The following is a 13,055-nucleotide window of genomic DNA, read 5'->3' on the forward strand; positions in this document are numbered from 1 at the left end:
GATTGCCACTCCTCCCAGTAATCCATAACATAATGACAGTCACAAGTCCAAGTGACAGCTGTTGTCACTCAAAACTTCAATGACTGTAAAGTAATTGTCACATTAGTTGACATATTGTTGTAGCTAAGGTAAGTGAAAGTGACTTCCAGTGCAGATGAAATTCAAAAACTGATTGCAGACATTGACAACTTACTTGCCAGTGGCGGCAAGCGTCTGTCTCGATTTTTACCTAGTCAGGGGCAAGACCCGAAAGAGGTTTTAGAAGAAATTCGGGATTTTTTGGTGAGGCTACGAGAAAAAGAAGCATTAGAGGACGGCGTTGAAAATCAATTTCCCAGAGAACCGCGATCGCCTTTGTTAACAAAATTTATCGATGGAGATCGCAACCAGCTTTTACTGCCACCATCCCAACCCAATCAAGAATCTACTGCTGTTGAAGCAGGAGAATTAAAAACTGAATTTTCCAGATTGATGCAGCCGTTACGGGCGGAATTAGAAGGGCTATTGCAAGAAAGAGCCACTCTCGTCCAAGAAATTCGGCAGCTAGAACAAAAGCGATTGCAAAACTACTCCCTGGCACAGCAGTTGACAAACCAAGAACAGATGATTACCGAGTTTTTACAGGTACTCATGAGTCGGCTTGTACCAAATTTGACGCCACTGCTAGCACAAACTTTGGCCAATTCCTCCTTTTCTTCAGCAGGAATCGATCGCCCAAACTCAGAACCACTATCTTTTGCAAGCCAACCTTTTTTAGAGTCCCCAGAACGTGTAGAGCGATTAACGCAACTGGCTCAGGAGTTAGATCGACGCCTACTATCACTAGATGGGACTGTCAATGTTGTTTTTGAGGCATTACAACGCAACATTAATACGTATTACGAGTCTTTATCCCAAGCACTAGCAAGAATGCATAGCAAGGGAATCCAAGGCGAACAGCTGATAGCCAACTTTCTCAACAATTTGACGGAGTATTTGCAGCAACAATCCCCTAGTACCGAGTCATCTTTGTTAGAGGGAGAAGCCCAGACATTATCTGCATCGCCGACTCAGCCAACTGATATCAATGCTGAATTTCCACTTCCCCTTTTAGAACTGATACAGCCAGAAACTTCCTCAATTAATCCTGAGCCACAAACTACTACCCTCACAGAAGATTTAGATGCAGTACTGTTGCAACTTGGCTTAGACTCATCTGAATCTTCTGAAAGTCCAGCTGAATTACCACAAGAGATTTCTACGTTAATTGCTGATGAAGTAGATCAACTTTATGCGAGTTTGTTTGGTACTGTTAATGATTCACCAACTTCTGTTATAGCTTCTCCATCAACTTTGAATACCCCTGAGGAGACACCTGTTGTTCCTGCAACTGTGGATTCTGAGATTGCGACACCTGATACATCATTTGCAGAGCCAGACATCGATTTTTTCGATCTGAGCAATGCTCAGGCTACGGTAGAAACTACCGATTCAGGAGAAGAACTATTTTTTGCAGAGGATACTAACCTAGCCTCGCCACCAGAAATTTCGCCAGAAGACAGTTTGCTTGCAGAACTCAGCACTCAGCCAGAAGTTAATGATACAATTAGCACCTTAACTGATTTATTGCCTGAGGTAAGTACTGAGGAGAAACTTCTGGAAGTGCCTGTGATTAATGCTATAACTACACCACCAGTCACTCCAGAAATACCAGAAATTGAGTTAGCAAAGCCAAGGGAAGTTATCGCCACAGAGACTACAAGCGATCGCCAAGAATCTTCTTTAGAGAACTATATTCCAGCTTCACCACAAGAAAATCTACTTTCTCTAGAGTCAAATCAAGCTCCAGTCATCCCCGATATTTCCTTAGATGAAGAACAGTTGCAACAATTAGACCTGGATTTAGCTAATTTTGATCGCCAGCTAAATTCTGATGTGCAACCAGCTACAAACTTAGAAATTTCTCAGGAATCTGTTGCAAAAAGCCAAGAGATAATCCCCACAATTTCCCCTGAGCAACAACCAGAAAATTCCCAAATATTAACCAACGTTTTGCCAGTTTCCGAAGTAGAAACTAACTTATATTTAGAGACAAAAACTGAAAAAAAAAAGCAAGAGACAACTTCCGTTTCAGAAAGCTATTTACCTCCAAATTTCAACTCGATAAACAATACAGAAGTTTCAACCAACGTTCTCCAATCAGTCTGGTATTTAGGAATTGATTTGGGTACAACAGGAATTTCTGCGGCTTTATTAAATAGTTCCTCTTTAGTTGTACATCCTATCTACTGGTCAGCAGAAAGTTCACCGGGAACAACTTCTTTTCAGCAATCGTTTCGTTTACCAACAGAGGTTTATCTGCCTACAGCTTCTATACCCCAAAGTGAAAATGACACCATTGAAGCGCAGGAACAGACAGCACCCGCAGCTGTCGCCCAAGATAAGAATCCTACGCCAGCGACATCGGATGCAACAAACAATCTTTACTCAGCACAACTCAAGCCTTATTTACAAATAGCTATTCCCTATAAAAGTGAACGACAAAAATGGGAACCTGTTTTACAATTAAATGAATTTTCGGCAGGGCCATTAATTTGGGTTGTACGATCGCTCTCTAAATTACTGTTAACTCTTAAGTGCGATCGAGGTAGTACCACCCCTAGTTTAATTGCTGCTGCTGTTGGCATCAGCGAACAAAACTTTTCTCAGATTATTAATAATATTGCTGGTGTAATTTGTACTTGTCCATCTAGTTGGTCAGAACAATATCGCTTCAATGTCAGAGAAGCTGTACTCACTAGCAAACTTGTCCAACATCCCCAGCAGGTCTTTTTTGTCGAAGAAGCGATCGCCAGTCTACTCCCCGAACTCGATGCTGCTAACGGTGAGCAAATAAAATTAAAATTAAACGAAGATCGAGATTCTCATCCTGCAAAAACCAGCGAAAATTCCCTTGTGGGCAACACCCTTGTCATTAATATAGGGGCAGCTGCCACAGAAATGTTACTAGTCGATGTGCCAGAAACCCTAGCCCAATTGACATACAATGATTTCATGCTCCACAGTTTTGCTTATGCTGGCAAGGGAATTGAACAAGACATTATTTGTCAGCTGCTTTTGCCACCCAAATCTCGGCAACCACGTTTAGCAACCCAAAACGAAAGTAAAACTGCTACCACTAATCCCTGGCAATGGCAACCGTCGATTCCCGGTTTAGACCAAATGCATTGGCAGAGTTTAGGGTTAGAAGAATTACAACTACCTAGAGTCGGCGAACCAGATATCACCGCTCGGATTCGTCTCCAGCAGCGTCTAGAAAGTTCGTTGCTGGGACAGGCGATATTAGATGCAGCACTCGCTCTGAAGCTGATTTTACAACACCAAGACTCTTTTACCTTAGAGTTAGCCGATCAGCGATGGATTTTACGGCGGCGAGACTTAGAAAGCCAAGTATTTATCCCCTTTGTCCGCCGCTTGAACCGCGAACTCAACAAATTATTAGTAGCTCGTGGTATTCCCACAGAAGCCATTAATCAAGCTATCTTGACTGGTGGCGTGGCATGTGTAGGGACGGTGAATCGTTGGCTACGACAAAAACTCCCCAGCGCGAAAATTATCCAAGATTTATATCTCGGCGAAAACGGCGCTCCTAATTGCAGTCGAGTTGCCTATGGTTTGGCGATGCTACCTTTGCATCCCCAGGTATTAGATATACCTAGACAACAATACACTGATTATTTTCTATTTACAGAATTGCTGCGCCTGTTACCAGAGCGATCGTTATCTTTCGGGGAAGTTATCCAGTTATTTGAAGGTCAAGGTATCAACACCCGCACTTGTCAGCAACGCCTATTAGCTTTTTTGGAGGGTGAATTACCTTCGGGTTTGATACCTTCAGTTACAGACTCAACTTGGCTCACCCAGAGTTCTCAAGAAAATCCTGACTATGAAGCGATCGCCACTGCACCACTTTTTGAAAAACAAGGCAGTCTCACCTACCGCCCCAATTCCCAACAACTTTTGGCTTTGCGCCGCTATCTCAATGAGATCAAGGCTAGTAATCAGCAATCACTGGAGGAACCATTTATAGTAAATTTCGCCTTAGAGCTTCATAGTCATTAGGTATGGGGAATGGGGCATGGGAAGGGTGGGAGGATGGGGAAGAAATCTTTCCCCCCTGTCTTCCAACACTCCCTCATCTCTGGATCTCCCGACTCGCCAAATTAAATTTATTAAGAGCAGTCAGCTTGCGAGTAAAACTATTGTTTTTTTATAAAATTGATACCTAGTGATTATAGCAATTTTTCTTGTGTTTTACAGTATCTTACTGTAAATTTACAATATGGATAGTTAATTGAAAGATTTTGTAAACTTTAGGTCTTGAGTTTTTTTCTACTTGTGCTTTTGTGTATATTACTACTCAGTAGTGAAGATAAAAACATTAAAACTCTTATAAAAATTATGTCTATGTCTACACTACTGATGCAAAAATTCCTGTTGTAGATAATTTAGCTATTGTGATTTATTCTTATTCCCTTGATTGCTCGCAACAGCCTTCACATCCCTCAACTGTAAGCTTTGCAAAACGATTAATTGATATTATTGGAGCCATTATCGGGCTGATTATCACATTTTTGGTTGCGATTCCTGTAGGAATTGTTACCTTAATTTACGATCCAAATCCAATATTTTATTCCCAAATTCGCTGCGGTTTGAATGGAAAACCCTTCCGGATATGGAAATTCCGTTCTATGGTTATGGATGCCGATAAACTCAAGCATTTAGTTGATAACCAAGCCAAAGGTCACATCTTTAAATCTATTGACGATCCTCGAATTACTCCTGTGGGCAAATTTTTGCGGCGTACTAGCTTAGACGAATTCCCCCAGTTTTGGAATGTTTTGCTAGGCGACATGAGTTTAGTTGGCACTCGTCCACCCACCCTTGATGAAGTCAAGAATTACGACCCACACCATTGGGATAGGTTGCGAGTCAAACCAGGCATTACTGGAGAATGGCAAGCTAATGGTCGTTCGAGCATTACAGATTTTGAAACCATCGTCAAGATGGACATAGATTATCAACGTAAGTGGTCTGTAACTTACGACTTGAGTCTAATTATGAAAACAATCTGGGTAGTTTTGAAAAAGACTGGTGCTTATTAAATTGGGCATAGGTCATGGGGGAGCCACTGCGTTGGGCGGCTCTGCCGACTTGAAGCAAGTGGCGTCATTGGGCATTGGTTATTCCCCGCGTCGCCGCGTCTCTCACTCTCCGCGTCTTCTTCACCCCTTGACCCCGCTACCAGTTTCCGTGGGTACAATGTAACGTTGAAGAAACAAAAATAGTAATAATACTGGGGCGATCGCAATTACAGAACCAGCCGCTACCAACCGCCAATCAAGGGAAAATGTACCTGCTAGCTTGGCGACTCCCAAGGGAAGGGTGTATAAATTTTCATCTTGGATGACAATTAAAGGCCATAAAAAGTCACTCCAAGCACCAATAAATACAAAAATTGCTAAAGTTACTAATGCTGGGCGAATTGCTGGTAACATCACATACCACCACAAACCCAACTCCGAGCTGCCATCCATACGGGCAGCTTCTTCTATTTCTTTGGGAACGCTCATAAAAGCTTGCCGCAACAAAAAAATCCCAAATGCAGAAGCTAAACTCGGAAAAATCATCCCTAAATAAGTATTTCTCAAACCCAACTGGACTGTCAAAATATAAAGAGGAATCATTACGATTTGGAAGGGAATCATAATCGTAGAGACGACGGCGACAAAAATCCAGTCTCGCCCCACAAATGATAACCTTGCCAAGGGATAGGCAGCTAAAGCGCAAAATAGTAGATTTAAACCAACAGTCAGCACTGACACCAAGGTGCTGTTGTATAAATATTGTCCAAAAGGTAAAGATAGCCAAACACGAGAAAAGTTATCTAGTGTAGGTGACGCAGGCAACAACTGTGGCGGCGACTGTAAAATATTTTCTGTAGGTGATTTTAAGGCTGTACTGATTAGCCACAGCAAAGGAAAGAGCATCACCAGTGCGATCGCTCCCAATAGCGTATACATTAACAGAATTTGCGATCGTGATTTTTTCGAGTTCAGCATTTGATTAATAAATTTCAAAATTTTTAAATATTTTGCACTTGCTCAAATATTTGGTGGATGCTCACCCATTTTTGCCCACATTTTACGCACACGAATTAATTGCAGACGATTCATTAATGTGCCATTATATGTGATATTTCGTTGCGTTTTATCCTCAAACTATAAGCCTGGGGCTAGATAAACAAAGCCCACGTTTGTGGGCTGATTAGGCGCATCTTCATACAAAAATGGTATTAATTAATGCACCGCAATACATTTAATTTAGATAACATCTAATCAAGTAGGTTTGCTTATCATCCTACACTTAGAAATCAAATTACAGTGGTGAATCTCCAACCTCTGCATAAGGTTGTGGTTCCCGTAGGCGTTTGGCAATGTGTTCTCGCCGATGCTTTGCAAGTTCGCTATAAAGCTTTTTGCGAGAAAGATTCACACTGCCAACAGGCTCATGCTCTAGGAGTGTATGCCAAGGGCTAAACATAGTACCCTCATCTAAACGTTTGCGTTCTTCAAAGTCGAATTTCTGACTAGGAATGCGGATAGTTGCAACTTTAATAAATGGTGAATCTGCTTCTTGCCATTCTTTAACATGGTCTTCAATTGGCGTTTTTTCATCATCTATATAAAACTGAATCAGAAAGTCAAAATATGCTTCTCCAACAGCCAAATGGTTGACTATTGCTTCCCGCAGGTAGTTTTCAGATTCGGGAAGTGTTTCTGGAGGTTGTTCGATTTGTTGAGATTTTACAGATAATTTGACAACCCGATTGCCAAACTTAAAGGGAGCCATACTCCAATACTGAATCAAAAGTGGGTTGCCTACGTTCTTGCTAGTAATTTTTTGTAACAAAGCAAAGGCATAACCAAGTTCTTCTAAGCGTTCTGGAGTAAGTTGTCCGCTACCTGCTTTAAAGATATCAGCGTAATCGCGAATATCTTTAGTAAAAAAAGTAGGATAACTGTTGAGGATAAAATCTTGAGTTTTTTCTTCATCATCCAGTACTTTTTGCCCTTCTACATTCATCACCTTGATGGCGATACCGCGAACATCAGGTTGGGTGTCGGAGCGAAATTTCCCACGTGTTTCAGGTGCACCACCATTAGAGAAACGAATCCAAGCAGGATAGGTTTGGGGTGTTTTGAACAAACCTACTCTCAGGTCTTCGGGAAGATTGGGTTCAATAATAAACTCTCCCCAAAGGAGTCCATGACTTTTGCTATGAATTTGGCGCAGATCTGGGCCTGTTTGTTGTTGAGCTTGCAGGCTAGTTGCTACAATCTCATCGATCGTTGCTGATTGGTCGGTGGTAGATGATACTGGATTACTCATGAAAAATATTTGATGATGTTTCTTCATCATCCTCAACCTTTAGTCTTGGGGAGTCAACCCAGTTTCAGTTAAGATATTTTTTAACGGTTTATCCCAAGGTTCGATAGGTAGTTGGGGTAAATATGCAAAATCAAAAACAATTCCGATAGTGGGTTTTGTTAACCACTCTGGCGAACTGAGTAGGCGATCGTAATATCCTCCGCCATAACCCAGGCGATATCCTTGGTAATCGCAAGCTACACTGGGGGTAAGAATCAAATCAACTTCTTTCGGGTCTAAAGTTGGCGCATCTGGATGGGGTTCAGTAATGCCATAAGCGCCACTTTGAACGGAATCATCAATCTGCCAAATATGCCAAGAGAGGGATTGATTAACGCAGCGAGGAAATCCCCAACGGTATTTGGTGTTTGTAAATAATGGGCTGAGGTCGGGTTCTTGACGAAAGCTAAAGTAAGCGAGTATTGTTTTTGCTTGGTTAAACAAAGTAGAGTTTTGTAAATGAAAGCAAATGCGATCGCTTTTTTCTCTCCACTCCCAGATGGACATTGATTGACGTTTTTTGAGTAAAGTACGGCGTAATTGGGCTTTATTTAGTTGATGATTAACTGTGTCCACATTCAAAAACTTTGAGCCTGTTGTCTGTTGCTTGTTGCCTGTTGCCTATTGCCTGCCATACCACTAATTTTTGCTCAAAAAATCTCAGGTGGGCACTGCCCACCTTAATGTAAGATTATGCAGCGTGTTGACGATACCACTCAATGGTATTTTTTAACCCTTGCTCAAAGCTAACACCAGCAGTGAAATTAAAAGCAAGCTTGGCGCGTTCAGTATCTAAACGGCGTCTTGGCTGACCATTGGGCTTGTCAGTTTGCCAAACAATTTCACCCTTAAACTCCATTAATTGACAAATCAGAGTCACTAAATCAAGAATCGAAATTTCATCACCCGTTCCCAGATTCACTGGTTCTGATTCGTTGTAGAATTGAGTGCCCATGACAATTCCTCGCGCCGCATCTACAGAATAGAGAAACTCACGAGTCGGACTACCATCACCCCAAACGAACAGTTGCTTATCTCCTTGAATTTGGGCTTCGTGAACCTTGCGAATTAAGGCCGGAATCACATGAGAACTTCCCGGATCGAAATTATCTTCAGGGCCATACAAATTCACAGGCAGTAGGTAAATACCATTAAAGTCATACTGCTGGCGGTAAGCTTGTAATTGTACTAAAAGCGCTTTTTTGGCAATTCCGTAAGGGGCATTAGTTTCCTCTGGGTAGCCATTCCACAAGTCATCTTCTTTGAATGGTACCGGAGTAAATTTTGGATAAGCGCAGATAGTACCAACACAAACGAATTTTTCCACCCCCCCTTGATATGCAGCGTGAATTAGCTGGCTGCCCATAATCAAGTTATCGTAGAATAACTCTGCGGGTTTTTGCTGGTTGAGACCGATACCACCAACATGAGCTGCTAAATGGATAACGATGTCTTGTTGGTCAACTGCACGTTGGCAATTTTCCCAAACTCGCAAATCGCAATCACGCGATCGCACTACTGTAATCTTCTCACTATCAGCACCTGCTTGAGACAGTTGATCTATCACCTGACGACCGAGAAACCCTGACCCACCAGTGACAAGAATGCGTTTATTTTTGAGTTCTAAGGCGGTCATATTTTTATCCTCTGTAGACTCAATCAGAAGTGCAAAGCGCCAAGTTCTTGACGAAGAGTAGCAACGTCATGGGGAAATTGCGAACCATTGCCGTTGGGTGAAGTGTAACCCAATGCTTGCAGGTCTGCTTCTACCATTAGGGAAACTAGTTGTTCAAAGGTTACTGATGGTGTCCAGCCTAACTTCTGCCGTGCTTTGCCAGAATCACCAATCAACAACTCTACCTCCGCAGGACGCAGATAACGTTCGTCAAATTCGACATAATCTTGCCAATTGAGATTGACGTAATTAAATGCCAATTCGAGAAATTCCCGGACTGAGTGAGTTTCGCCAGTGGCAATCACGTAGTCGTCTGGTTGATCTTTCTGCAACATCAACCACATTGCTTTAACGTAATCTTTGGCATAACCCCAATCTCGCTTGGCGTCGAGATTTCCCATGTAAAGCTTTTTCTGCTTTTTGGCTACAATGTTGGCTACTGCCATCGTGATTTTACGGGTGACGAAGGTTTCACCACGACGGGGGGATTCGTGATTAAAAAGTATGCCGTTACAAGCAAACAAGTTGTAAGATTCACGGTAGTTAATTGTTTGCCAATGAGCGTATACTTTGGCGCAAGCATAGGGACTGCGGGGATAAAATGGCGTGGTTTCGCTTTGGGGGATTGCTTGTACTAATCCGTACATTTCTGAGGAACCCGCTTGGTAAAATCGCACTTGGATTCCGGTACGATGTTGGTAGTCTCGAATTGCTTCTAATAAACGCAGTGTCCCCATTCCCACTGAATCTACAGTGTATTCTGGTGAGTCAAAGCTGACTCTGACATGGGATTGAGCGCCGAGGTTGTAAATTTCTACTGGCTGTACTTCTTCTAAGATGCGTCGCAGTGTTGTTCCATCGGTCAAATCTCCGTAATGCAGGAATAACTGCACTCCTTCTTTGTGTGGGTCTTCGTAGATGTGATCGATGCGATCTGTGTTGAAGGTGGATGTCCGGCGAATTATCCCATGAACTTCATAGCCTTGTTCTAGCAAGTATTCGCTCAAATATGAACCATCTTGACCGGTAATACCAGTAATTAACGCTCGTTTGTTTTGCGTCATGCTCAACTATCCCTTATTCTCTTTGATTAAAATGTTACAGCCGATCTGATACAACCTAGCAGGTAATTGCTGAATTGCCTAATAGTGAACCTACTAGTTCTAACGGATAGTGTAACTTTTAAGTAAATAAATCTACTTAAGAACAGGTGACTTAACAAGTAAGACTTAACTTCTCAAGTTCAAAATTTTTTAATAATTATTTGGTAAGTATGTTACCATCTTTGATTTGTAAAAATTTTATAAATTAGCTGATTTTTATGAAGAGTTAATAAAGTTACTTCGTTCAATGAGCTTTTGCTCACTAGTCTTCTGATGGTTTGAAAATATGATTATCTAAAACTTTAGAATAAAAATTTATACAAAGTTATCTAGAAAAAAGCAAAGAAAACTTCTACGAATTTGAAACAAGAATGCAACAGAATATATGGGTGGGGGTACAAGTGTATGCCCCTAGAGCTAATTCCTTTGTTGCAAATCTTTTTGCAAGCAAATGGCTTATTTAACCAGTTTTATGTACCTGTTTTACACTAAAAATTAGTACTTAGGGGCATGGTTGCCCCCAGAATCCGCCCTAAGTAATTACTCAGTATGCGCCGTTATTTTTAGGCAAAATCACTACATCAACAGTTTTTAAGATGATCCATAAATCAAGCCAGAAATTCCTGAATTTTACGTAATGCAGGTCGATTTGGACTCGCCGGGGGTAGGGAATGTCATTACGCCCAGACACCTGCCACAAACCAGTAATTCCTGGACGGATCGTTAAAATCTCATCAATGTAACTACCGTATTTTGGGAGTTCTTCTGCTACTAATGGGCGAGGGCCGACTACACTCATATCCCCTTTTAAAACGTTCCAAAACTGGGGAAATTCATCTAAGCTAGTAATTCGCAAAAATCGACCAATTTTAGTAATCCGTGGGTCTTGCTTGAGCTTAAAACTGGTCTCAAATTCTTGTCGCAACTGGGGCGATGTTTCCATCATTTGCACGAGGATTTCGTCCGCATTGCTGACCATTGTTCGGAATTTAATACAGTTAAAAGGTTTGTAATTTTTCCCCACCCGTTCCTGAATATAAAAAATCGGGCCTTCTGAACTTAAAGCAATCAACAAGGCCAAGATTAAGTAGACAGGAAAGAATAAAATCAACACTGACAGCGAAAACACTATATCGAACAGTCGCTTGGCAAACTCTCCGTTTAAACCCTGAAAAGATAAACCTTTAGGTTTAACTCTAGGCGTCTTTGTTTTTTGACCGCGTTTTAGGAGAGTACGCCAAGACGCTTTAGTGTCTTGCCTTACGCCTCGCTTGCCGGAGAGGAGTGAGCTCTGGGCAGTCATCATACTCCTTAATAATCCACACCACACATAGTCCCAATCTTAAAGCCAAAATGAGATGCTTCTGGGGATAAATTGCCAAAAGCCTAAAAAATAAGTCCTATTAACCAAGACCATTATTCCAAAAAGGTCTTTTTTCGTTGCACTTGTTTACAAAATCTAGATAACGATCTGCAAAGACTTGCGGTGAAAACTGCGCGGCGTGCGATCGCATATACTCACAATTGAACGAACCCTGATATACTTCAAATTTTTCTACTGCCTCCACTAAAGCTGCCTCTGTTTGTGTCCTGAAGAATATACCTGTCCCTGTATCCACATCAGAGCGAATATCTCGCACTGTTTCTAGAGCACCCCCAGCACCGTAGGCAATTACTGGCGTACCACAGGCTTGTGCCTCCACTAGGGCAATACCAAAATCTTCACAAGCTGCGTACACAAACGCCTTAGCGCTAGCCATATATTTTTTTACCACATTATCGGGTTGCCATCCCAGTATTTGTATATTTGAGTTTGCCATCTCACGAATCTTTTTCATTTCATCTCCTGTACCGATTACTACTAATGGTCGTTTTAGTTGATTAAAAGCTTTGACAATCAACGATACTTGCTTATAACTCACTAGTCGAGAAACTGTTAGGTAAAAATCGTCTTTTTCCTGAAAAAATGGAAATTCGTCAATATTCACCGGTGGGTAAATCACTGTTGCTTCTCGCCGATAGCAACGCCAAATGCGCTTAGCTGTGTGGTGCGAGTTAGCGATGAAGTAATCAACACGATTGGCACTCAATACGTCCCACTGGCGTAAACGATGTAATAAATATCGGGTCACCCACCCAGGCAGACCATTACCCAGCTTGCTTTGGCGCAGATAATCAAAGGTCAAGTCCCAGGCGTAGCGCATAGGGCTGTGACAGTAGCAAATATGCAACTGATCTGGAGTGGTAAGGATTCCCTTGGCAACAGCATGGGATGAAGACAGAATTACGTCATAGTGCCGCAAATCCAGTTGTTCAATGGCCAAAGGCCACAAAGGCAAGTACTTTTGTATACCGTTATCGGCATAGGGAAAGTGCTGAAGGAACGTCTTGCCAATTTGACGTTTATACAAATAACTTTCAGGGTTTATGGATTCAAAATCGATGAGGGCATACAAATCAGCATCAATGTGATTCAAAATTTCCCGTACAACGAGTTCTGAACCACCTGTGGCTTTGGGTGTCAACCACTCATGAACCAGAGCATATTTCAAGGGCACAGCTAACTTGTAATGAATGGAAAATAGTTAGGCAACTTATGAGGTTAACTGAAAAGTTTCCCCTTGTGATTAATTAATGGGAAGCGCCCCAGATGAAAGCCAGAGACGCAATCTTTCCCTCACAGGTTCCAGATGGATGCTGCAACCTGATAACCTCAGATTGGGGCAAACAGGGGATTGGGAAAACTCTTCTTTAGTAGCTAGTCCCCAGTCCTTAGTCCTTGCTTCCTGAAAGAAAACTGATGTAGG

The 13,055-nt window shown here is 41.9% G+C and carries 10 protein-coding genes; 3 read left to right on the forward strand and 7 right to left on the reverse strand.

Features of this window, described 5'->3' with window-relative positions; all coding sequences use genetic code 11:
- The first annotated feature begins 138 nt into the window (after positions 1 to 138).
- Together H6H03_RS04585 and H6H03_RS04590 are read left to right on the forward strand one after the other, a co-directional pair.
- Positions 139 to 4,101 (forward strand): hypothetical protein, encoded by a 3,963-nt coding sequence (locus H6H03_RS04585; RefSeq protein ID WP_190953961.1) that lies wholly within the window; start codon positions 139 to 141, stop codon positions 4,099 to 4,101.
- A 395-nt stretch (positions 4,102 to 4,496) separates the two neighbouring features.
- Positions 4,497 to 5,144 carry a sugar transferase gene (locus H6H03_RS04590; protein WP_313931787.1) on the forward strand — a complete coding sequence of 216 codons (648 nt, stop codon included), beginning with the start codon at positions 4,497 to 4,499 and terminating at the stop codon, positions 5,142 to 5,144.
- 120 nt (positions 5,145 to 5,264) lie between these two features.
- Here the strand turns inward: H6H03_RS04590 and H6H03_RS04595 are convergent, their stop codons facing one another.
- The 7 genes from H6H03_RS04595 to H6H03_RS04625 all read right to left on the reverse strand — a co-directional run bounded on the left by H6H03_RS04595 (position 5,265) and on the right by H6H03_RS04625 (position 12,806).
- Positions 5,265 to 6,101, reverse strand: a complete 837-nt coding sequence (locus H6H03_RS04595) for a carbohydrate ABC transporter permease (RefSeq protein ID WP_190953962.1) — start codon at positions 6,099 to 6,101, stop codon at positions 5,265 to 5,267.
- A gap of 316 nt (positions 6,102 to 6,417) precedes the next feature.
- Positions 6,418 to 7,431: a catalase family protein gene (locus H6H03_RS04600; protein ID WP_242057726.1), complete on the reverse strand. Its 1,014-nt coding sequence runs from the start codon at positions 7,429 to 7,431 to the stop codon at positions 6,418 to 6,420.
- A 39-nt stretch (positions 7,432 to 7,470) separates the two neighbouring features.
- Positions 7,471 to 8,046: a 5-formyltetrahydrofolate cyclo-ligase gene (locus H6H03_RS04605; protein WP_190953964.1), complete on the reverse strand. Its 576-nt coding sequence runs from the start codon at positions 8,044 to 8,046 to the stop codon at positions 7,471 to 7,473.
- A 115-nt stretch (positions 8,047 to 8,161) separates the two neighbouring features.
- Positions 8,162 to 9,106: a GDP-L-fucose synthase family protein gene (locus H6H03_RS04610; protein ID WP_190953965.1), complete on the reverse strand. Its 945-nt coding sequence runs from the start codon at positions 9,104 to 9,106 to the stop codon at positions 8,162 to 8,164.
- Between the two features lie 23 nt (positions 9,107 to 9,129).
- Positions 9,130 to 10,209 carry a GDP-mannose 4,6-dehydratase gene (gmd, locus tag H6H03_RS04615; protein ID WP_190953966.1) on the reverse strand — a complete coding sequence of 360 codons (1,080 nt, stop codon included), beginning with the start codon at positions 10,207 to 10,209 and terminating at the stop codon, positions 9,130 to 9,132.
- 583 nt (positions 10,210 to 10,792) lie between these two features.
- Positions 10,793 to 11,551, reverse strand: coding sequence for a sugar transferase (locus tag H6H03_RS04620; protein ID WP_190954083.1), 759 nt, complete (start codon positions 11,549 to 11,551; stop codon positions 10,793 to 10,795).
- Between the two features lie 100 nt (positions 11,552 to 11,651).
- On the reverse strand, positions 11,652 to 12,806 hold the full coding sequence (locus H6H03_RS04625) for a glycosyltransferase (RefSeq protein ID WP_190953967.1): 1,155 nt from the start codon (positions 12,804 to 12,806) through the stop codon (positions 11,652 to 11,654).
- Positions 12,807 to 12,882: 76 nt separating this feature from the next.
- Here H6H03_RS04625 and H6H03_RS04630 point away from each other — a divergent pair, with 76 nt between their 5' ends.
- Positions 12,883 to 13,038, forward strand: coding sequence for a hypothetical protein (locus H6H03_RS04630; protein ID WP_190953968.1), 156 nt, complete (start codon positions 12,883 to 12,885; stop codon positions 13,036 to 13,038).
- The last annotated feature ends 17 nt before the right edge of the window (positions 13,039 to 13,055 follow it).

Source organism: Nostoc paludosum FACHB-159, from assembly GCF_014698835.1.
In the GTDB taxonomy this organism is placed as follows: domain Bacteria; phylum Cyanobacteriota; class Cyanobacteriia; order Cyanobacteriales; family Nostocaceae; genus Nostoc; species Nostoc paludosum.